We start from the raw sequence: 20,620 nt of genomic DNA, 5'->3' as shown, positions 1-20,620 counted from the left end.
GATTCACGCAATCATTTATCATCATTTTTCGGGCGCGCGAAGGAGTGTCTGGAATGTAAATATCTGGTATATAATGGTCGTTTTAATTCTATATTGGTCATATCTGATCATAGTGTGTTCGTATTGGATACTTCAATTCATGTAAACTCGCGTGCTATTATATGCCAGTGTGCGTATCAGTCGCTCCCAAAGGCAAAACTTATACGACTCGAGAGAATTTTGCCAGTCGATGCCCAACGACAACGGTGTATCCCGACGATCATTCCTGAAGGCCACGAGCGCCGGTGCAGCCACCGCGGCGGTGGCCGGGTGCTTTGGCGGCGACGAAGGAAATGGCGATGGGAACGGCGACGGTAACGGCAACGGCAACGGCAACGGAAACGGCAACGGAAACGGCAACGGCAACGGCGACGGGGATCTGACCAACGTCGAGAAGGCGCAGCAGGCCTGGGAGCGTGCCCAGGACAACCCTGCGCCGGAGGACGAGGAGACCCGGATGGAAGCGTACCTCGAGATGGAAGAGGCCGTTCGCGATGACATGGTCCTGCTGCCGCTGTACCACGGCCTGACGGAGCGGATGTGGTACGACCACGTCGATGTCGAACCCACGGGCTCGCTCGGCGGTCACCGACAGCAGCACAACGAGACCAGCACCGAAGACGGCGAGTTGAACCTGATCAACTCGACGGTTACGTCGCTGGACCCCATCCAGTCGACCGACACCGCCTCCGCGATTATCATCAACCAGGTGTACGAGAACCTCGTTCACTACCGCAACGGCGTTCCGGAAGTCGAGAACCAGCTCGCCGAAGAGGTCAACGTCTCCGACGACCTGCTGACGTACACGTTCACCATCAAGGAGGCCCAGTACCACGACGGCAGCGAGCTGACCGCCAGCGACTTCGTGTATGCCTGGCGTCGTCTCGCGGAGTCCGCCGCCAGCGAGCGTGCGAACTTCCTGCTGGAACCCGGCTTCCTCGCTGTTGAACACGAGACAGAGGGCGAAGGCGAAGAAGCAACGACCGTCCCGGACTCCCTCGGTGTCGAGGCCGTCGACGACCGTACGCTCGAAGTGACGCTCACGGAACCACAGCCGTCCGCGCTCGACATCCTCACCTACGACTCGTTCGCGGCGATGCCAGAAGGACTCGTCGGCGACATCGAGGGCTACGACGGCCAGTACACCCAGGAGGAAATCTCCCAGGAAGTGATGGTCGGCTGCGGCCCCTTCCAGTTCGAATCGTGGGAGCCCGGAACGGAACAGATCATCACGGCCTTCGGCGACTACCACGACGGCGCGCCGAACCTTGACCGCATCCACTGGCAGGTCATCGAGGACGACGAGACCATCTGGACGTACGTCAACGAAGGAAACGCCGACATCTTCGGCATTCCAACGGCGTACTACGACCAGGAGAACATCGACGCCGAGGAGGACGACATGGGTCGCGACGTCGGGACCTACGGTCCCCTCGAAGACGGCGAAACCGTCGTCAACTACCTCGGCGTGAGCGAGATGTCGACGTTCTACTTCGCGTTCAACGCCGCCAAGGTGCCGAAGTCGGTCCGGCAGGCGATGGCGTACGTCACCGACCACGAGGAACTCATCAACCAGGTCTTCGAAGGACGCGGAGTCGAAGCGTTCAGCTTCACGCCGCCGGGAATCTTCCCGGGTGGAAACGAGGCCTATCAGACCTTCGTCGACGAGTGGCAGTACTCGCCAAACGATACCGACCGCCAGTCCGCACAGCAGGTTCTTGAAGAGGGCGGCCACACGGCGGACGATCCGTTCGCGCTGACGCTGACGACCTACGAGAGCGAAACGTTCTCGGAAGCCGCAGGAATCACTCGAGACAAGGTTTCGGACCTGGGAATCGAGTTGGAAACCGAGGAAGCAGAGTTCTCCACGCTGATCAGCCGCGGTGAGGATGGCGACCTCGAAATGTACTCGCTCGGCTGGATCTGGAGCTACCCCTCGGTCGCCTACGGCCTGTTCGGCTTCGAACCGGCCAACACCAACACCGATCTGATCTCCCAGGGAGAAGCGGACGGCTACTACCTCAACTGGGAAGCCGAACTCGAAAACGAAGAATAACACGAAAAGCGACCACCGCCGGCGGATCGGACCCGCCGGTGAAATTATCCGTCCTCGGAGCCGCTTCCGAGGAAATCATGATACCTATTACCCTCGAATGCATACCGATCCAATAGTGCGAAATATGGTAAACGTCTGGGACACGTGTGATGCGCCATGACTCGCTGGCGATACTTTTTCCAGCGGGTCTTGCTCTCAATTCCGGTCCTCTTCCTCGTAATGACAATGCTGTTTGTCATACTCAGAATGGGGCCGCTCGACCCGGTTGCGGCGATGCTCGGGCCAGAGGCGAGCGGCGCAGCAGCAGCACAGATTCGCGAAAACATGGGCTTGAACGAGCCGCTGTGGCAACAGTACATCGACTTCATGGTCGGGTTGATCACCTTCGACCTCGGCCAATCGTGGGTCATCCAGCGGGGTCGGTCCGTAACGTCGATGATCAGGATCTACGCGCCACGAACGATCTGGCTCGGATTCTGGGCGATCCTGCTCCCTCTGTTCATCGGCATCCCGCTCGGATTCTACGCCGGGCTCAACTCGAACAGCTGGGGCGACTACATCGCCTCATTTTCGGGAATCGTCTGGCTGGCGATGCCGAACTTCTGGCTCGCAATTATGTTCCTCGCCGTTCTGCGTCGAACGCAGGGTGGGGGGTTCCTCGGGTTCGACTGGTACACTCTCGGTCCCGATATCAGGAGCATCATCGGCACGCCACCGCTCAACTTCATCGGCTTCGAACAGTTGCTCCCGTTCCCGAGCGGGTTCTTCTTCGACGGGGGGACGCTCGCCGTCGCAATCAAGGTAATCCTTCCGGCGGCGCTCGTTCTCGGCTCGGCGTCGATGGCCACCGAACTCCGAATTGGACGAACGGCGATGCTCGAGACGATCAACTCGAACTACGTCGAGACGGCCAAAGCGAAGGGGCTCTCGAATCGAGTCATCATCTGGAAGCACGTCTTCCGGAACGCATTGATCCCGCTAGTGCCGATCATTACTAACGAAGCGTTCTTGCTTCTGGGTGGGTCGGTCATCGTCGAGGTCCTCTTCGGTATCAACGGACTCGGTCGGCTGTACTTCATCTCGCTGACGCAGGGTGACTTGCCGCTCGCAGGAGCACTGGTGTACATATTCACCATCATAACGATTAGTATGAATATCATACAGGACCTCCTGTACACGATTCTAGATCCGCGTGTGGGGTACGATCAATGAGTTCCGAGCTAGACGAGGGGACGACACTTCGCGAACGGATCGCCGCAAACCCGCGTCCGGCCGCGATCTGGACCGCCGGAATAGCCGTTTTGATCTTGCTTGAGATAGGCCGCGTCGGAGCGGGCGTCGTAAAAATGGGTGGGGCAATCCGCGTTGCTCTGGCCGGTTTCGCCTCGATTCCCGGTTGGGTCTACGGAAACGTACACGACTCGGCGGGACTGATCGCCGCCGAAATTTCGTTCGCGGTCACCGCGGTGCTCATCCTGTCGGTCGTCACGTTGATTCTCAGGGCGACGGTCGTCACTGGCTCACTCGCCGACCGTTTCGGGATTCACCACGATCGGTTCGAGAGCACTTACGTAACCGATGAACGGCTGGAGCGAATCATCTTGCTCGCCGTTTTAACAGCGATAACGTTCCTCGTGACCATGACGCCGGCTGGGATCGCCGTCGACCTCGTCGTCGGTGCACTTACGGCGTTCTTCGAGTGGATCGCGTCGCTGTGGTCGATTACGAGCCCGGAAACGATTCCGAACCAGGGCTACCGAACGCCCGGTGGCGGCTGGGAAGGAACCTTCCTGGGGCTATCCCCGGCATGGGCCTGGGCGACTCGGGTCGTCCTCGTCTACGTGTACGCCTTCACAGCGCTCGTGTGGCTCTGGAAAGGGTATACGATCTTCCGGGAACACTATCGGGAGGCCGACTGGACGCCCCGAGACGATTCGGTCAACCGGTTCCGGAACCACTACTGGGGGGTCTTTGGGCTCATCGTCGTCTTCATGTTCGTGGTAATGGCACTGTGGGCACCGGCGCTCGGTCCGGTCGGTCCGCAGGAGAACATATACAGTCCGTACGGCCACGAGTTCCAGTACCTGGACCAGGAGACTGGTGAACTCGAAACGGTCAACCACGGGACGGCTAACCTCGATGCCCGATCCCAGGGGTCCGATCCTGTTGGTCCGTTGAGTTACGATAACTACGACCGGTGGGCGCCGTTCGGGACGACCAGCGACGGGAAGGATCTGTTCACGTACCTCGTCTTCGGGGCCCGGACATCACTCGTTATCGGTATCGTCTCGATCGGACTGGCGACATTCATCGCGCTGGGACTGTCCCTCCTCACCGCCTACTACAAGGGACTCGTCGACCTCGCGACCGTGATCGTCAGCGATACGCTCATCGCCGTTCCGGTGTTCCTGATGGTCCTGTTACTCTCGGTCGTGTTCCAGCAGGGGAATCACCCGATTGCCGATTATTACAACGGCGGGTTACTCCTGGCGCTCATTTTCGCTGGCCTGTATTGGCCAGGATTATGGCGTTCGATACGCGGCCCCTCGCTCCAGGTTGCCGAACAGGAGTGGGTCGACGCCGCGAAGAGCTACGGGCAAACGCCGATGATGACGATGAGAAAACACATGGCGCCCTACATCTTCAGCTACATCATGATCTACGCGTCGTTGCTGTTGGGCGGCGTCATCATCGTCACCGCCGCTCTCTCGTTCCTCGGTCTGGGTATCAACCCACCGACGCCCGAATGGGGGCGAATCATCGCCGACGGTCGCTCGTACGTCTCGACCGATTCCTGGCACATCGCGACGATTCCGGGGATTCTGATCGTCCTCGTCGTCACGGGGTTCAACGCCCTCGGTGACGGAATCCGAGACGCGATGGATCCAGAGAGCGAAGCCGGCGAAGGTGACGTGGCGACGACCGGAGGTGGTGCGTGATGTCCATGAATACAGAGACGCAAACAACGCAGACAAAAACAGACCAGTCTGAGACGATCCTCTCGGTTCGAAACCTTCAGACCGCATTCTTCACCGACAAGGAGGTGATTCGGGCCGTCGATGGAATCTCCTACGACATCGAAACCGGTGAAACGGTCGGCATCGTGGGCGAGAGCGGATCCGGAAAGAGCGTCACCGCACGCTCGATCATGGGGCTCATCGACAGCCCTGGACGAATCCTGCCCGGCAGCAGCATTCGCTTTCACCACCTCGAGACTGTCCGGGAGTTCGCCCGGCGGTTCTCGGGGAACGCGGTCGATGTGAATGCGCTCGAGCAAGCCCACGACCCGGCGGAGCTGTTCGACCGGCCCGAAGTCGACATGACGCCCGCGGCGTTCGGCTACGAATCGCCTGAGGAGGCATCGATCGTCGACTTCCTCGGCTCCGGATACGGTGAATCGCTCGGCCTCGTCGACGCCGACGATTTCGTCTTCGTGACCGAGGGGTCACCCGACGACCCCTCGAGCATCGAGTCCGGATTCGTGGAGATTACTCGTCTCGAGGGGAAGGCCCAGCGCGCCATGCGCGGTAACAAGATTGCAATGGTCTTCCAGGATCCGCTGACGAGTCTCAACCCCGTGTACACCGTCGGGAACCAGATCAAGGAAGCGCTCAGACTCCACCAGGGAATGACCGGCGGGGAGGCGACCAACGAGGCCGTCGAGTTACTCGAGGCCGTCGGGATTCCGGACGCCCGACGACGCGTCAGAGAGTATCCACACCAGTTCTCCGGCGGTATGCGACAGCGAGCCGTCATCGCGATGGCGCTCGCCTGCGAACCGGAGGTACTAATCTGTGACGAGCCGACGACGGCGCTGGACGTGACAATTCAGGCACAGATCCTCGAACTGCTCGAGGACCTGCAGGAAGAACGCGACCTGGCGATCATGTTCATTACCCACGACATGGGTGTCATCGCCGACGTCTCCGATCGGGTGAACGTCATGTACGCCGGCGAGATCGTCGAGACGGCGGACGCGGAGACGCTGTTCGCTTCACCGAAACACCCCTACACGCAGGGGCTACTCCAATCGATCCCCGGCAGACAGACCGGAGAACGGCTCCAGACCATCGAGGGGAACGTGCCGACGCCGAACGAGCCGGCGACATACTGTCGATTCGCGCCGCGCTGTCCGGAGGCGTTCGACGCCTGTAACGAGATCCATCCCGCTTCGATTCCGGTCCGAGAAGGAGCCGACGACCACACGGCGGCCTGTCTCCTCTATCCCGAGGGGAAGTCCGAACTCGAACGGATCGATCATCACACAGACCAGGCGGCACAGTCGCCGTCGACTGAAAGAGGTGCAAACGAAGATCAATGAGCCAGGAATCGCTACGCACAGATACCGACGAGGCTATGCGCGCCGACGAGGACGTCATGGTCGAGGTATCGAATCTACGGACGTACTACGACGAAGGGGGCCTACTGGGTGGAAACCCGGTCAAAGCGGTCGACGGGGTCTCCTTCGAAATCAAACGCGGCGAAACGCTCGGGCTCGTCGGGGAATCCGGCTGCGGGAAAACGACCCTCGGACGGACGCTCGTCCAGCTCGAAAAGGCGACGGGCGGCGAGATCCGCTTCGACGGAACCGACATCACGGAACTCAGGGGTCCGAAACTCAAGGCCTGGCGTCGAGACGCCCAGATCGTCTTCCAGGATCCCGACTCGAGCCTGAACGATCGGATGACCGTCGGCGAAATCGTTCGCGAACCGCTCGACGTTCACGACTGGAAGACACCCGACGAGCGCCGCCAGCACGTTCGCGAACTCCTCGAGAAGGTGGGACTCCAGCGCGAACACTACTACCGCTATCCTCACCAGTTCTCCGGCGGCCAGCGTCAGCGGATCGGTATCGCCCGAACGCTGACGCTCGAACCGGAGTTCATCGTCCTCGACGAGCCGGTGAGTGCGCTCGACGTTTCCGTGCAAGCCGAAGTTATCAACCTCCTCGAGGACTTACAGGACGAGTTCGGGCTCACCTACCTGTTCATCGCCCACGACCTCTCGGTCGTCAGGCACATCTGTGACCGGGTAGCGGTCATGTACCTCGGGAATATCATGGAAATTGGACCGACCGAGGAACTGTTCACCGATCCGTCGAATCCGTACACGCACGCGCTGCTCTCGGCGATTCCGGAACCGGATCCGACCTCGAAGAAACACCGAATCACGCTACAGGGAACGCCGCCAAACCCCCGATTCCCTCCCGAGGGGTGTCCGTTCAGCACGCGGTGTCCGGCGCGGATCCGGCCAGAAGAGTACAAACATCTGTCGAACGAACTCTGGATGCGGCTGGATACCCTTCAGGAAATCCTTCGAGAACGTGAACGGGCCGAACGGTCGGTTTCGGAGCGAGTCAAGGAATTACTCGGAAGGGAGACTCGATTTGGGACGATCGACGAGATTTACGACGAACTCTTCAGCGACGTTTCGGTTCCCGAGGAGGTACAGTCGGTCCTCGACGAAATCGCCGAACACGTCCGGCGAAACGACGAGGCTACTGCACTCAAGGTGGTGGCTGCAAACTTCGAAAGCGTCTGCGGAAGCGAACACCCCGAGTACTACCCCGTGGGTGAGAGCGAACGGGTCAGTCTCTGCCATCGCCACGACGACGCCTACCGAGACCCCGAGCCAGTTCTCGAGGAACGGCACGGTTACGTCCCGAACGAGTAGGGCACTGTGATGACCCGGCTCGAATCTGTGCAGTGGCGCCTGCTCGCCCTCGTCTGTGCGGACGCGATGTCGTACGTGTTCGCCGTCGTCGTCGTGGCGACGCTCACGGCAGTCCCGGTCAGTCTCGCCGTCGGTGGCGGGTTCGGCGGGGCCAAGGTCGTCCTGTTTTTCGCCGGGTTCCTGTTGCTCGCGTACGCGACCGTTCGCCTCTGGCCGAGCTCGCCCGAGGAGGTGTCCGGTCGATCGACGGACGCAGCGGATACAATTGGGCTATCGGCATCACCGACAGGATCGAACGATACCCGCTTCCAGCGGTTCGCTCGAGCGCTTCCGCCCGCTCGCTGGCTCGAGTCGCCGCCGCCGGATCGAGAACTCTCGTCTGCGGGAAAGCTCTTCTGGAGCAGCCTGGGGGTCCTGCTGATCTCGTATCTGATGGAGACGGTGTTCGGCGTCGTCTAGGTCGTTTCGCCTGGAAAGCAGTTGACTCGAAACCATTAACCGAGTCCCGATTCTGTGTCCCCATATGCCAAAACCGGATGACGATTCAGTCGGGATTCGAGCTCGTACCCCGGCGGCGTCACAGGCCTGGAAGCGAACGCTCGAGGACATGCAGGCGATCGCCGAGGAGCGACGGTCCGAAGGGTGGGAGATGACGACACTTCCAGCGATTCAGACGTCCGTATTGTCGAAAGCTGACGGGAGCGAGGATCGGTTCGGACTCATTCACGTGCTGGCAGATAATCACGCCGATACGTTTCGGGCGGCCTACGAGAAGGGGTCGTTCCCGAGGAGCGAGGCCTACCGGAACACGGTCGACGGCTTCGTCTATCTCGTCACCGAGTTGCTCGATCCGGACTCCGAGACTGGTATTCTCATTGCGAGTCAGTACGACCTCCACCTCGCTCGCGGAATGATCGCCTCGGCGATCGACGAGGGCGAACTACAGACCCGGGTCAAACTCATCGATGGGACCGAACTCGCGATGGCGACGCACGAGGACGTCGGCGCGTTCGTCCCGGATCTCGGGCATATCAAGGCCCAGATCGGTGTTGAGGACGAGCAGGACGAGCAGGACGAGCACGAAGGCTAGCAACACCGAGTAGCACCTCGAGAATCGTCAGTCGGTGTTGGAAATCAGCGTTTGTTGTACGTTACTCGTCTCCGATATTGTCTCCGATTATCGTCGCCACTCACTCGAGGACGACGAGCGTATCGCCCATGTCGACGCTCTGGCCTTCTTCGACGGCCACCTGCGAGACGGTGCCGCCCGTCGAGGCGACGATGTCGTTTTCCATCTTCATCGCTTCCAGGACGACGACGACGTCGCCGGCGGCGACCTCGTCGCCCTCTGCAACCTCGACGGAGAGGATCGTCCCTTGCATCTCGGCGTCGACGCGTTCACCGTCGCCCTGGATCTCGACGTCACCGCTCGAGTCGTCGCCGCTGGCAGATTGTGGCGGTCCGCCGGCTCCGGCGGTGCTCGACCCCCCGTTGCTGGCCGCCTGCGGGATGGCGCCGCCGCGGTCCTCGAGGTTGACCTCAAAGCGTTTCCCGTTGACCTCGACGGTGAACTCGCGTTCGACGACCTCCTCGTCGGTCGCGGTCGACTCCTCGCTTCCCCACTGTTCCTGGGCCTGCTCGATTCTGGACTGCTCGAGTTCGTTGTCCAGGTACTTCGTGGTGTGTCGGCCCTCGACGAACATCTCGTCGGTCAACATCAGGCGGTGGAACGGGACGATAGTCGTGATGCCCTCGATTTCGTACTCCCGCAGGGCGCGAAGCGAGCGTTCGATGCACTCCTCGCGGTCCTCGCCCCAGACGATGAGCTTGGCGATCATCGAGTCGTAGTCGGTGACGAGGTCGTCGCCCTGGCTGAGGGCGTCGTCGAGGCGGACGCCGATCCCACCTGGTGGGTTGTAGGTCGTCAGCGTCCCCCCGGAAGCCGGCTGGAAGTCCTTCGCGGCGTTCTCGGCGTTGATCCGGAACTCCATCGCGTGGCCGTCGATCTCGACCTCGTCCTGCTCGAAGTCGAGTTCCTCACCCGCGGCGACCCGGATCTGACGCTTGACGATGTCGAGGCCGGTGATCTCCTCGGTCACGCAGTGTTCGACCTGGATACGGGTGTTGACCTCGAGGAAGTAGAAGTTTGCGTCGGGGCCGAGGACGCCCTCGCGCCCGGGTTCTTCTTCGACGAGGAACTCGACGGTGCCGGCGTTCGTGTAGTCGGCGGCGGCGACCCCGCGGCGGGCGGCCTCGCCGATCTGCTCGCGCAGTTCGTCCGACAGTGCGGGCGATGGGCCTTCTTCGATGACCTTTTGGTGACGACGCTGGAGCGAACAGTCGCGCTCGCCCAGGTGGCGCACGTTGCCGTGCTCGTCGGCGATAATCTGGACCTCGATGTGGCGGGGCTTCTCGAGGTAGCGCTCGAGGTAGACCGAGTCGTTGCCGAAGTAGGCTTCGCCCTCGCGCTGGGCGCTCTCGAGTTGGTCGTCGACCTCGCTCTCGTCCTCGACGACCTTCATGCCGCGGCCGCCGCCGCCACCCTCGGCTTTGATCGCGATCGGGTAGCCGTGTTCGTCGCCGAAGGCACGGACCTCGTCGGGGTCGGTGACGGGGTCGGTGGTGCCGGGCACGATGGGCACGTCGGCCTCGTGCATGATCGTTCGGGCCTTGGTCTTCTCGCCGAGACTCTCCATGGCCGAACTCGAGGGACCGATCCAGGTGATGCCCTCTACCTCCTCGACTTTGGCGGCGAACTCGGCGTTTTCGGCGAGGAAGCCGTAGCCGGGGTGGATCGCGTCGGCATCGGCCTTTTGTGCGGCCTCGATGACCGCCTCGTGGTCGAGGTAGGAGTCGGCCGCGCGGGCGGGGCCGACGTTGTAGGCTTCGTCGGCGTAGCGGACGTGGCCGCCGTGTTTGTCGGCGTCGGAGTAGACGGCGACGGTTCCAACGTTCAATTCCTCACAGGCCCGCATGACTCGAACCGCGATCTCGCCTCGGTTCGCGACCAGAACCTTCCTGAACATTCCTGTTCGAATCGACGGAAGGGGCCTACCTTACTTTTTCGCAACGGAACGAGTCAGCGGTGAAACGGGTTCTCGCCGATACGCCCCACTTCGAGGCGGCAGACGCAGAGCGTTCACCCCACGAATTTTCGTCACGGGGTGAGTATATCGCTCGAGCTGTCGTTTGTCCGTTCGGGACGAACGACGCGAGTGCAGTCGGAACCGATCGACTCGTGCGTTCGACGGAGAATTCATGCACACCGATTCAGGGTCACGTTCGGACGGTCGGTACAGTAGACGACGACTCCTCGCTCTGGTGGGACTCGCGGGGACCACCGCGCTCGCTGGGTGTACGGGAGGCACAGACGAGAACGACGGAGATCTCGGCGACGAACCTGATGGCGATGGCGACGGTGACGCGAACATTGAGGGCGAGAACGACGAGAGTGACGAGAACGACCAGAACGAGGAGAGCGACGACGGAGACGTGACAGATTCCTGTGCCAGCCTCGAGGGCGCGTGGATTCTCTTCGATCAGGGCGAACGATCGTTCCCGATTCACTTCGACCACCCCGACACGTTCGAGCAGTACAACGAGGGGATCAACGAGTCGGAGAGCGGAATCGCCGCACAACTGGGTCACGTCGCGTCGAAGCGGGGCGCCTCGTACCCGGTTAACGTGTTCGTCCATCAGCACAAACGCCCCATCGACGACGAGGAGGCTACCACCAACTGGGTGACCGGGTTCGGCACGAACGAACTCATCGACTGGACCTTTACCTACGAGGACGAACAGATCGACGTCTACCAGAGTACCCAGAGCAGCGAGGAGAATCGCCAGTGGCGCTTCCTGCTCCCCGCTCACGACGGCGACGGCGCCCGCGGCGTGATCGTCCAGTTCACGGACGACCGCGACGAAGACGCCTGCATCGACGGAATCGAGACGGTCGCAACGACGTTGATCGAATCGCTACGACCCAATCTCGACTACGCGGCGTAGAAGGAGGCGAGGCGCTCGCAACGCCCGCAACGCCCTCAGAACCGATCGGCTCGCCCCGCCGCAGCCCAGGGGTTCGTCGGTGCTCGAGTCGGGACGCGAACGGTTCGACCCTGTTGGGCGTCGATCCGGCCGGCGAACGACCAGCGCTTGCCGTCCCAGGTCTCCTCGTCGGTCTGGGCGGCCGCCGCAGCCTCGAGGTCCCGGAGGTGGGCACCGATCGCCGCGGCGATGGCCGCGGCCTCCTCGCTGGTGGCGTCCGCCGGGAGCGTGATCGAGACGGATTCCTCGAGCGTCACGTCGACGTCGATGGCGGTGTCGGTGGGTTCGTCATTCGCTCGCTCGCCCGAGCCACCCTCGACCTCGAGTGCCTCGGAGTCGTTCGCCGTCATCACAGGGGGATGTTCCCGTGTTTCTTGTCGGGCGTGTCCTCGCGTTTGGTCTCGAGCATCTCGAGGTCCCGGATCAGCCGCGGGCGGGTTTCGGTCGGGCGGATCACGTCGTCGAGGAAGCCCTTGTCCGTGGCGGTGTAGGGGTTGGCGAACTCCTCGCGGTACTCCTCGATGAGTTCCTCGCGCAGTGCGTCCGGATCGTCAGCCTCGGCGAGTTCCTTGCGGTAGAGGATGTTGACTGCGCCCTTCGGGCCCATGACGGCGATTTCGGCCGTCGGCCAGGCGTAGTTGATGTCCGCGCCGAGGTTCTTCGAGGCCATCACGCAGTAGGCGCCGCCGTAGGCCTTGCGGGTGATGACCGTCAAGAGCGGAACCGACGCCTCGGAGTAGGCGTAGAGCAGTTTCGCCCCGTGGCGGATGATCCCGCGGTGTTCCTGGTCGGTCCCGGGCATGTAGCCGGGCACGTCGACGAAGGTCACGATGGGGATGTTGAACGAATCGCAGAAGCGGACGAATCGCGACCCCTTCATCGAAGCGTCGACGGTGAGCGTCCCGGCGTTGACCCGCGGCTGGTTCGCGACGACGCCGACCGATCGGCCATCGAGCCTGGAGAAGCCGACGACGAGGTTCTTCGCGTAGTTCTCGGCCACCTCGAAGAACGAGCCCTCGTCCATCACCGTCCCGATGACGTCGGTCATGTCGTAGGGCTTCTGGGGGTTGTCGGGGACGATGGACTCGAGGGCCTCGTCCCGCCGGTCGGGGTCGTCCCACGGTTCGACGCGGGGCGGGTCCTCGACGTTATTCTGTGGGAGGTACGAGAGGAGTCGCCGGATGTCGTCTAAGGCCTGTTCCTCGGATTCACAGGCGAACTGGGCGACGCCCGTCTTGTTCGCGTGCGTGAGCGCGCCGCCGAGTTCCTCGTGGGTGACGTCCTCGCCGGTGACGGTCTTCGTGACGCCGGGACCGGTGATGTACATGTGACTCGAGTCCTCGACCATGAAGATGAAGTCGGTGATCGCGGGGGAGTAGACGGCGCCTCCGGCACACGGTCCCATGATCGAGGAAATCTGGGGAACGACGCCGCTGGCTTGCTGGTTCCGGCGGAAGATTTCGGTGAACCCCGCGAGGCTCTTGACGCCTTCCTGGATGCGCGCGCCTGCGGAGTCGTTTAGGCCGACGACCGGAGCCCCGACCTCCATCGCCATGTCCATCACCTTCGTCACCTTCTCGGCGAAGACTTCACCTAACGAGCCACCGAAGACGGTGAAGTCGTGGGCGAAGACGAAGACGTTCCGTCCGTCGACTTCGCCGTAGCCCGTGACGACGCCGTCGCCGAGGACCTTGCGTTCTTCCATCCCGAAGTTGCGCTCCTCGTGGGTCCGGAGCTGGTCGAACTCGGTGAAGGTGTCGTCGTCGAGGAAGTACTCGATGCGCTCTCGCGCGGTCATCTTCCCCTTCTCGTGCTGGCGTTCGATCCGCTCCTCGCCGCCGCCGAGCAGCGCTTCCTCGCGCATGGACTCGAGTTCCTCGATACGCTCTTCCATCGTCATCGGTCGTTCCACCCGTGTCTGCTCATTGCCCGAGGGAACGACCAGGGGCACAAAAAGCGTTCTGGGATGGCCATTTGTTACCAGGCAGCCGCCGTTTGACGCCCGCAGCAGCATCTGCCAGTTTCCCGTCCAGTGTAGCGACTACATTGCTCGCCCTTCTCGAAATCAATTCTTGGCAACGATAGTGTCAGCAAAAACAGGACGCGTTGATCCTCTCGGGCTCGGATTTGCCACGACAGGGGAGTAAAATATCGGGACATGATCAATTACACGCATAAAGTCTTTGTATCCCCCGCGATATCAGGGAACATGGTACAGAAGCTACCACGACGGAAGGTGCTAACCGGTATCGGTGCGGCAGGTGCACTCGGTGTTGCTGGCTGCCTCGATGGGCAGGGAGACGGCGGCAACGGGAACGGGAACGGGAACGGGAACGGGAACGGGAACGATACCGACAACGGCGGTGCTGAGATTGACTACGGTGGAACCGTTCGATACGGGGTCTTGATGCCCGAGACGGGCGACCTCGGCAGTCTCGGAGGGACGATGCGTGACGGGGCGCTACTGGTCGAACGCCAGCTCAGCGACTCTCTCGACTTCGACGTCCAGACCGGCGACACCGAAACCGACCCCTCCGCAGGTCAGTCCGCCGCACAGAGTCTCGTCGACAGCGGCATGCCCGCTGTCGTCGGTCCGGCCGCCTCGAACGTCAACCTCCAGGTGACCCGACAGGCCTTCATCCCGAACCAGGTCGTCGGTATGTCGCCCTCCTCGACCGCACCGGCGGTCACGGACCTCGAGGACGACGGCTTCATCTTCCGGACGTGTCCGAGCGACGCGCTCCAGGGCCCCGTCATGGCGCAGGTCGTCGAGGAGGACCTGGAGGGGAGTTCGACCGCGACCCTGTATCTGAACGACGACTACGGGCAGGCGCTCGAGTCTTCGTACGTCGACGCGTTCGAGGAAGCCGGTGGCGAAGTGATGAACCAGGTGTCGTTCGAGGCCGAACAGTCCACCTACAGTTCACAGATTGGTGACGCCCTCGACGGGGAACCGGACGTACTGATGGTCGTCGGCTTCCCGCAGTCGGGCATTACGCTCTTCCGCGATTACTACAGCGACTACGCGGACGACTGGGACGGTTCCATCATCGTTCCCGACGGCCTCATCGACTCGGAACTGCCGGGCGAAGTCGGGAACGAGATGGAAGACGTCTGGGGGACGGCCCCGAGCGCCGCCGGCCCTGGTGCGGACTTCTTCGCCGACCTGTACGAGGAGGAGTTCGGCTCCGCCCCTGAGGTCTTCAACGCTCAGGCCTACGACGCGGCCGCCGTCATCACCCTTGCGACGATTTCGGCCGGTGGCGACGAGGTCGATGGAACGGCAGTCCGTGACAACATTCCCGTAGTCGCAAACCCCGAGGGAGATCAGTATGGACCGAGCGAACTCGCCGACGCCGCCGCCGCAGTGGCCGGTGGCGAGGAAATCGACTACGTGGGTGCTTCCTCGCCCGTCGACTTCGACGACAACGGCGACCAGGTGAGCGTCGCTTACGACGTCATGCGATACCAGGGTGGCAGCATCGAAGTGCAGGACACGATCGACTTCGAAGCCGAATAATCGGTCGTCCGCGGGCTATTTTTTAGCGTTCGGTGCCCCGACTCGAGCCGTGGCTGTCACGGTTTCGATATCCGCCTTCGAGAAACAGTGAGCCCGCAAAACACCGTACGAAAGAGGTTCGCCGATTTCCGGGAACCGATCACCCGCCGAGGAACTGCTGGCGTACCTCGTCGTCTGCCAGCAACCGGTCCCCGGTGTCGGTGTAGCTGTTCTCACCCTGGGCGAGCACGTAGCCTCGATCACAGCGTCCGAGGGCGGTTTTGGCGTTCTGCTCGACCATCAAGATTGCCTTCCCGTCGTCGTTGATCCGGTCGATCCGGTCGAACATGTCCTGGACCAGGTCGGGGGCGAGGCCGGCCGACGGTTCGTCCAGCAGCAACAGGTCGGGGTCGAGCATCAGCGCCCGTCCCATCGCGACCATCTGTCGCTGCCCGCCGGACATCGTTCCGGCTTTCTGGTCCTTGCGCTCTCGAAGCACCGGAAACCGTTCGTACACGGCCTCGAGTCGATCCTCGGGCACCGAGTCGAGGATGTACGCGCCCATCTCGAGATTCTCCTCGACGGTGAGCGTCCCGAAGATATTCTCGTTCTGGGGGACGTAGCTGATGCCCTTGTGGATGATCGCCTCGGGAGCGAGGGGATGAATCTCCTCGCCCTGGAACGTGATCGATCCGCCCATGTGTGCCGTCAATCCGAAGACGGATTTCATAAGCGTCGACTTCCCGGCGCCGTTCGGTCCGACGATAGTCACGTACTCGCCTTCGCCGACGTCGAGGTCGACGTCGGTCAGGATCTGGAGGTCGCCGTAGCCGGCGTCGAGGTCGCGAACGGTGAGGATGGTCTCGTCGGGGACCGTCGCGAGCGGGTCGCGAAGGGCGGAGACGGCGTCATCTCCGGTAGGTTCGGCGGCTCGGTTCGACTCCGTCTCGGCCGATTGCGATTGCGATTTCGTTTGTGACTGATCGGCGCTCATACGTCCATCTCCCCCAGGTACGCCTGGACCACCCGTTCGTTCTCCTGGATCGTTTCCGGTTCGCCTTCTGCCAGAACCGATCCCTGGTGCATCACGATCACGTGTTCGCAGTTTTCCATAATAACGTCCATGTCATGCTCGACGAGCAGGAACGTGTATCCCTGCCCGCGCAGTTCGTGAATTCGATCGAGCAACTTTTCCTCGAGCGTCGGGTTGACGCCCGCGAGCGGTTCGTCGAGCAGTAACATTTCGGGGTCCGTCATTAGTGCTCGCGCCATCTCCAGCAGCTTTCGCTGGCCGCCCGAGAGGGTGCCCGCCTGTGTGTGGGCGATGTGATCGATCTCGAAGAAGTCGAGCATCTCCCAGACGCGGTCGCGTATCTCGATTTCCTGTTCGATAACCTCGCCGCGAGCGAACGGCGTCACCGAGCGCCACAGCGATTCGCCTAGCTGGCCCTTCGGGGCGAGCATCAGGTTCTCGAGGACGGTCATCTCCTCGAGTTCGCGCGCGATCTGGAACGTACGAACGAGTCCTCGGTTGGCGATCTGTTCGGGGCGGAGCCCCGTGATGTCCTCGCCCTGGAACGTGACCGTGCCCGAGTCGGGTGTGTGTGCACCGGCGATGCAGTTGAACGTCGTCGACTTGCCGGCCCCGTTCGGACCGATGAGTCCGGTGAGCGATCCGGCCTCGACCTCGAAGGTCGCGTCGTCGACGGCGACGATGCCGCCGAAAGTCTTCCGCAAGTTTTCGATTCGGAGTGGGACGTCGGTGGACAGATCGGAGCGATCGTCGGTCGTCCCCTCTGTCCCCGCCGCCCGGGCCGCATCCTCCGCGTCGGTGCGGGTCGCGTCACTCATCGCGGTCACCTCCGGTGGTTCCGGCACGAGTGTCACGGCCGAGGTCGACTGCGGCGGCCGATTCAGTTCGATGGCCCAGCATCCCTTCCGGTCGTTTTTGCATAATGATAACGAGAACGATGCCGAGCAGGATAAATCGGAACGCCGAGATGTTGTCGATCAGGAACGCCAGGAGCGGCGCGAAGTTGAAGAACAACAGGGGTTCGACCGCGCCGGCGAACGTTCCCGGTGCAGTCCCGATGTCGACCGTACTCGAGACGATGTTCCCGAGGGTCCGTGGTCCCTCGAACAGGAGGCCGACAAAGAGGATCGACCCGACGACGCTCCCCGTGTTCGATCCCGAACCGCCGATGATGACGGCAATGAACACGTAGAACGTGAGGATGGGACGGAACGAGTCCGGACTGACGTAACTCTGGGAACCTTGCCAGAGGATGCCGCCCAGTCCCATCAGGGCACACCCGAGCATGAACACCTTGATCTTGAACCAGCGGGTGTCCTTACCGAGCGACTGGGCGACGAGTTCGTCCTCGCGAATCGCTTTGAGGACTCGCCCGAACGGGGAGTTACCCACACGTGCCAGGAGCCAGTAGATGACGATGACGAACCCGACCATCACGATGACCCAGGCAGCGCGTTGAGCGAGCGTATTGTTGGCCGCATAGTAGGTCTCGACGAGCGCGTTGGTCGGGCGGGCAGGAAGGTCCGTCCCGCTCCCGCCACCGGTACCGAACCCGAAGGTCGCTACCGTCCATTCCGAGAGATTATTTGAGTTTGCCGTGAGGCGGATGATCTCGGAAAGGCCGAGGGTTACGATGGCGAGGTAGTCGGCGCGAAGGCGCAACGCGGGGACGGCTGCGATGAGTCCAACCAGCGCGGCCACGATCATGCCGGCGACGACGCCGATTGGTAGCGGAAGGCCCAGACCCTGGCCCGAAATCGCGTCCGGAGGCGTCGATAGCAGCGACATGGTGTAGACGCCGACGGCCATGAACCCCGCGACGCCGATGTTGAACAGGCCGGTGTACCCCCACTGGAGATTCAGAGCCAGCGAGAGGACGGCGTAGGCGGCGAACAGGAACGACAACCGGGTGTACTGCGATTTGAGTGCCCCCATACCGTTACCCGAGGCGAACGTGAAGACGGCGAACAGTGCGTACACGCCGAGGAGCGTGACCAGGATGAGCCGGAAATCTGTCGCGGCCAGTTCCTGGGCCAAGACAGCGCGAACGTTGGTCGGTTCGTCGCTCGAAGGGTCGTCGGCGCCCGACGGTTCGCCACTTTCGGTCTCGACGTTCATGCGGTCGTCACCCCGCCGAAGATGCCCTGCGGACGGTAGAGCAGGACGAGGATCATGATGACGAACGCCGCAGCGGCGTTGAAGTCCGGGGGAATCCAGACGAGCGAGACCTCGTGAACGAAGCCGATGACGAACCCGCCCGCGATCGCCCCGTAAATCGAGCCAATCCCGCCGAGGATGACCGCGGCGAAGATAAACAGGAGGAGGAACCAGCCGAGGTTGAACTCGATGGTTCCGCGCTCGAGCACGTACAGGTAGCCGGAGATACCGGCGAGCGCCCCGCCGATGATCCAGGTCGCCGTCACGACGCGTTCGGTCGGGATACCGGTAACGAGCGCGAGGTCCTTGTTGTCGGCCATCGCCCGCATTGCTTTCCCCAGTTTCGTTCGCTGGAGCATGAGGTGCATCCCGAGCATCAACCCGACGGCGACGATGACCAGCGACGCCTCGTGGAGGTCGATGGAGAGGCCGAGGATCTCCGTTTCGACATCTTGAGTCGAGGTGACGCCGCGGTTGGAGCCACCGTAGACGAGCTGGATTACGTACCGGAGCGCGAGCGCCGCACCGATGCTGGCGATCAACAGGGAAATGCCGCCCCTGTCGCGCATCGGTTTGTAGACGAGCCTATCTATGAGCACCGTCACGAGGATGGTGGCTACGGCGGCAACGACGACACCGAGTAAGATACCGAGCGGTGCTTCGACGATGGAGCCGCCGATTTCGTTTACATTCGGGCCGCTCCCCGAGCGAACCAGCAACAGAAATCCCGTATCCGCCGTTCCCCATCCGGCGACCAGCAGCGCCGCACCCCAGCCGGTGAACGCACCAGTGGTCACCAGATCGCCGTGAGAGAAGTTCGCGAAGTTGAGAATGCTGTACGTCATCGAGAGTCCGATGCCAGCGAGGCCGAAGATGAGGCCGACGACGATGCCGTTCCAGACGAGTCCTCTGAATCGACTGAACGTCAGTTGCCCACCGAACGTTCGTCCGCCGATCATCGGTATTTCGACCCCTGCGAGCCTGGCTATCAGGTCGAGCACCAGCAACACGCCCGCAAGAATCGCCACGAACAGAAACGGCTGCTCGCGTATGCGGGCTCCCCAAGTTAATGATTCTGAACCTCCCATGTGTGAAGCTATCACGTAACCAAGCGAGTGCAGGTATAAATAACTCTTCGGTCTCAGTGGCACGAGATCACGAGACAGTGTCGGGGTACAAAACAGTTAGGTCAATTGAGGATTCGTCGATCGGTCCGTACCCCGCGTACGATCAGATCGGTTCCGAGTGGGCTATAAAAGGCCTCTTCACTCGAGTCCCGAGAAGCGCGAACGGTCAGGCCTCGCCGTACACTGGAACGGCCGCGCCGCTGGTCACCGAGGCGCCGTCGCTACAGAGAAACGCCATGACCCCGGCGATGTCGGCCGGGTCGACCCACGAGTCGTGATCCGCGTCGGGCATCATCTCCCTGTTGGCAGGCGTATCGATCACGCTGGGGAGGACGCAGTTCGCCCTGACCGTCCCGCGATTTTCCTCCGCCAGCGTCTCGGTCAGGATTTTCACGCCGGCTTTGGTGATCCGGTAGGGGCCGTCGCCCGACCCACCCTCGAGCCCGGAGCGCGCGCTCACGCTCACGATGGCACCTCCGGTCTCCTGCAGATGTGGAAGGGCGTGTTTCGATGCCAGAAACGCCGACTTGAGGTTGACGTCGACCAGCAGTTCGAACTCCTCGAGCGGCGTTTCCTCGACGTGATTCCCGCCACGCCAGGTCCCGGCGATGTTCAGCAGGTGATCGATCCGGCCGTGATCGTCGAGTACCGTCTCGACGAGGGACTCGACGGCGGATTCGTCCGTAAGGTCGGCCTGGTAGAAGTGGGTATCCGCGTCGGGGTCGAGCTGGGCGTCCTCGTCGTCGGGTTCGACGACGTCGATGGCACAAACGGTCGCGCCTGCGTCCCGAAAGCGGTCGACTGCAGCGCTTCCGAGCGCACCGCTGGCGCCCGTGATAACCGCGACGGTTCCGTCGAACTCGAGTATCGGTGTCGACATGAGCGACCCGTCCACGCCCAGCCGAATCAAACTAGAGGGCGAGTGAAGTAAGATCACACTCGAGGGCGAAAGACCAAACTCGAACGTCGGTGCGGAATGGCCGAGGTCGCTC

At 62.1% G+C, this 20,620-nt stretch carries 17 protein-coding genes; 9 read left to right on the top strand and 8 right to left on the bottom strand.

Annotation, left to right across the window (positions count from 1 at the left end; all coding sequences use genetic code 11):
* The first annotated feature begins 229 nt into the window (after positions 1-229).
* The 7 genes from ACFQS4_RS13830 (at position 230) to ACFQS4_RS13800 (ending at position 8,858) form a co-directional block, all read left to right on the top strand.
* Positions 230-2,095: an ABC transporter substrate-binding protein gene (locus ACFQS4_RS13830; RefSeq protein ID WP_497902048.1), complete on the top strand. Its 1,866-nt coding sequence runs from the start codon at positions 230-232 to the stop codon at positions 2,093-2,095.
* A 156-nt stretch (positions 2,096-2,251) separates the two neighbouring features.
* The gene (locus ACFQS4_RS13825) at positions 2,252-3,307 is read left to right on the top strand and encodes an ABC transporter permease (protein WP_497902047.1); all 1,056 of its coding nucleotides are present in this window, start codon (positions 2,252-2,254) and stop codon (positions 3,305-3,307) included.
* Positions 3,304-5,034, top strand: coding sequence for an ABC transporter permease (locus ACFQS4_RS13820; RefSeq protein ID WP_497902046.1), 1,731 nt, complete (start codon positions 3,304-3,306; stop codon positions 5,032-5,034). The genes ACFQS4_RS13825 and ACFQS4_RS13820 overlap by 4 nt, the downstream gene beginning before the upstream one ends.
* 5 nt (positions 5,035-5,039) lie before the next feature.
* Entirely contained in the window at positions 5,040-6,416 is a 1,377-nt protein-coding gene (locus ACFQS4_RS13815; RefSeq protein WP_497903205.1) for an ABC transporter ATP-binding protein, read from the top strand.
* Complete coding sequence (locus ACFQS4_RS13810; protein ID WP_497902045.1) at positions 6,413-7,768, top strand: ABC transporter ATP-binding protein; 1,356 nt, start codon at positions 6,413-6,415, stop codon at positions 7,766-7,768. Before ACFQS4_RS13815 ends, ACFQS4_RS13810 begins: the two co-directional genes overlap by 4 nt.
* Before the next feature lie 9 nt (positions 7,769-7,777).
* Complete coding sequence (locus ACFQS4_RS13805; protein WP_497902044.1) at positions 7,778-8,227, top strand: DUF7555 family protein; 450 nt, start codon at positions 7,778-7,780, stop codon at positions 8,225-8,227.
* Between the two features lie 64 nt (positions 8,228-8,291).
* Positions 8,292-8,858 (top strand): DUF7529 family protein, encoded by a 567-nt coding sequence (locus ACFQS4_RS13800; RefSeq protein WP_497902043.1) that lies wholly within the window; start codon positions 8,292-8,294, stop codon positions 8,856-8,858.
* A 100-nt stretch (positions 8,859-8,958) separates the two neighbouring features.
* Here the strand turns inward: ACFQS4_RS13800 and ACFQS4_RS13795 are convergent, their stop codons facing one another.
* Positions 8,959-10,794: an acetyl-CoA carboxylase biotin carboxylase subunit gene (locus ACFQS4_RS13795; protein WP_497902042.1), complete on the bottom strand. Its 1,836-nt coding sequence runs from the start codon at positions 10,792-10,794 to the stop codon at positions 8,959-8,961.
* A gap of 232 nt (positions 10,795-11,026) precedes the next feature.
* Between ACFQS4_RS13795 and ACFQS4_RS13790 the strand changes: the two genes are divergently transcribed.
* Positions 11,027-11,773 carry a hypothetical protein gene (locus ACFQS4_RS13790; RefSeq protein WP_497902041.1) on the top strand — a complete coding sequence of 249 codons (747 nt, stop codon included), beginning with the start codon at positions 11,027-11,029 and terminating at the stop codon, positions 11,771-11,773.
* Positions 11,774-11,808: 35 nt separating this feature from the next.
* On the opposite strand, the gene ACFQS4_RS13785 is transcribed toward ACFQS4_RS13790, so the two are convergent.
* Positions 11,809-12,162 (bottom strand): DUF8022 family protein, encoded by a 354-nt coding sequence (locus tag ACFQS4_RS13785; protein ID WP_497902040.1) that lies wholly within the window; start codon positions 12,160-12,162, stop codon positions 11,809-11,811.
* Positions 12,162-13,706 (bottom strand): acyl-CoA carboxylase subunit beta, encoded by a 1,545-nt coding sequence (locus ACFQS4_RS13780; protein WP_497903204.1) that lies wholly within the window; start codon positions 13,704-13,706, stop codon positions 12,162-12,164. The genes ACFQS4_RS13785 and ACFQS4_RS13780 overlap by 1 nt, the downstream gene beginning before the upstream one ends.
* A gap of 315 nt (positions 13,707-14,021) precedes the next feature.
* Here ACFQS4_RS13780 and ACFQS4_RS13775 point away from each other — a divergent pair, with 315 nt between their 5' ends.
* Positions 14,022-15,332, top strand: a complete 1,311-nt coding sequence (locus ACFQS4_RS13775; protein WP_497902039.1) for an ABC transporter substrate-binding protein — start codon at positions 14,022-14,024, stop codon at positions 15,330-15,332.
* Positions 15,333-15,471: 139 nt separating this feature from the next.
* Here ACFQS4_RS13775 and ACFQS4_RS13770 read toward each other — a convergent pair whose 3' ends face one another.
* The 5 genes from ACFQS4_RS13770 to ACFQS4_RS13750 all read right to left on the bottom strand — a co-directional run bounded on the left by ACFQS4_RS13770 (position 15,472) and on the right by ACFQS4_RS13750 (position 20,508).
* Positions 15,472-16,305, bottom strand: a complete 834-nt coding sequence (locus ACFQS4_RS13770; protein ID WP_497902038.1) for an ABC transporter ATP-binding protein — start codon at positions 16,303-16,305, stop codon at positions 15,472-15,474.
* Positions 16,302-17,162, bottom strand: coding sequence for an ABC transporter ATP-binding protein (locus ACFQS4_RS13765; protein WP_497902037.1), 861 nt, complete (start codon positions 17,160-17,162; stop codon positions 16,302-16,304). The genes ACFQS4_RS13770 and ACFQS4_RS13765 overlap by 4 nt, the downstream gene beginning before the upstream one ends.
* Entirely contained in the window at positions 17,155-18,462 is a 1,308-nt protein-coding gene (locus ACFQS4_RS13760) for a branched-chain amino acid ABC transporter permease (RefSeq protein WP_497902036.1), read from the bottom strand. Before ACFQS4_RS13760 ends, ACFQS4_RS13765 begins: the two co-directional genes overlap by 8 nt.
* Positions 18,459-19,589, bottom strand: a complete 1,131-nt coding sequence (locus ACFQS4_RS13755) for a branched-chain amino acid ABC transporter permease (protein WP_497902035.1) — start codon at positions 19,587-19,589, stop codon at positions 18,459-18,461. Before ACFQS4_RS13755 ends, ACFQS4_RS13760 begins: the two co-directional genes overlap by 4 nt.
* Before the next feature lie 205 nt (positions 19,590-19,794).
* Positions 19,795-20,508 carry an SDR family oxidoreductase gene (locus tag ACFQS4_RS13750; RefSeq protein ID WP_497902034.1) on the bottom strand — a complete coding sequence of 238 codons (714 nt, stop codon included), beginning with the start codon at positions 20,506-20,508 and terminating at the stop codon, positions 19,795-19,797.
* Positions 20,509-20,620 lie beyond the last annotated feature (112 nt).

This window comes from Saliphagus sp. GCM10025317 (assembly GCF_042663665.1).
Taxonomy (GTDB): Archaea; Halobacteriota; Halobacteria; order Halobacteriales; family Natrialbaceae; genus Natronosalvus.
The sequence above is the reverse complement of the archived record's forward strand: the minus strand, read 5'-3'. Positions and strand labels throughout refer to the sequence as shown.

Excerpts from the sequence above, each read along its gene's own strand:
- ACFQS4_RS13830 (WP_497902048.1), top strand. The coding sequence starts at position 230 with ATGCCCAACGACAACGGTGTATCCCGACGATCATTCCTGAAGGCCACG.
- ACFQS4_RS13825 (WP_497902047.1), top strand. The coding sequence starts at position 2,252 with ATGACTCGCTGGCGATACTTTTTCCAGCGGGTCTTGCTCTCAATTCCG.
- ACFQS4_RS13820 (WP_497902046.1), top strand. The coding sequence starts at position 3,304 with ATGAGTTCCGAGCTAGACGAGGGGACGACACTTCGCGAACGGATCGCC.
- ACFQS4_RS13815 (WP_497903205.1), top strand. The coding sequence starts at position 5,040 with ATGAATACAGAGACGCAAACAACGCAGACAAAAACAGACCAGTCTGAG.
- ACFQS4_RS13810 (WP_497902045.1), top strand. The coding sequence starts at position 6,413 with ATGAGCCAGGAATCGCTACGCACAGATACCGACGAGGCTATGCGCGCC.
- ACFQS4_RS13805 (WP_497902044.1), top strand. The coding sequence starts at position 7,778 with ATGACCCGGCTCGAATCTGTGCAGTGGCGCCTGCTCGCCCTCGTCTGT.
- ACFQS4_RS13800 (WP_497902043.1), top strand. The coding sequence starts at position 8,292 with ATGCCAAAACCGGATGACGATTCAGTCGGGATTCGAGCTCGTACCCCG.
- ACFQS4_RS13795 (WP_497902042.1), bottom strand. The coding sequence starts at position 10,794 with ATGTTCAGGAAGGTTCTGGTCGCGAACCGAGGCGAGATCGCGGTTCGA.
- ACFQS4_RS13790 (WP_497902041.1), top strand. The coding sequence starts at position 11,027 with ATGCACACCGATTCAGGGTCACGTTCGGACGGTCGGTACAGTAGACGA.
- ACFQS4_RS13785 (WP_497902040.1), bottom strand. The coding sequence starts at position 12,162 with ATGACGGCGAACGACTCCGAGGCACTCGAGGTCGAGGGTGGCTCGGGC.
- ACFQS4_RS13780 (WP_497903204.1), bottom strand. The coding sequence starts at position 13,706 with ATGGAAGAGCGTATCGAGGAACTCGAGTCCATGCGCGAGGAAGCGCTG.
- ACFQS4_RS13775 (WP_497902039.1), top strand. The coding sequence starts at position 14,022 with ATGGTACAGAAGCTACCACGACGGAAGGTGCTAACCGGTATCGGTGCG.
- ACFQS4_RS13770 (WP_497902038.1), bottom strand. The coding sequence starts at position 16,305 with ATGAGCGCCGATCAGTCACAAACGAAATCGCAATCGCAATCGGCCGAG.
- ACFQS4_RS13765 (WP_497902037.1), bottom strand. The coding sequence starts at position 17,162 with ATGAGTGACGCGACCCGCACCGACGCGGAGGATGCGGCCCGGGCGGCG.
- ACFQS4_RS13760 (WP_497902036.1), bottom strand. The coding sequence starts at position 18,462 with ATGAACGTCGAGACCGAAAGTGGCGAACCGTCGGGCGCCGACGACCCT.
- ACFQS4_RS13755 (WP_497902035.1), bottom strand. The coding sequence starts at position 19,589 with ATGGGAGGTTCAGAATCATTAACTTGGGGAGCCCGCATACGCGAGCAG.
- ACFQS4_RS13750 (WP_497902034.1), bottom strand. The coding sequence starts at position 20,508 with ATGTCGACACCGATACTCGAGTTCGACGGAACCGTCGCGGTTATCACG.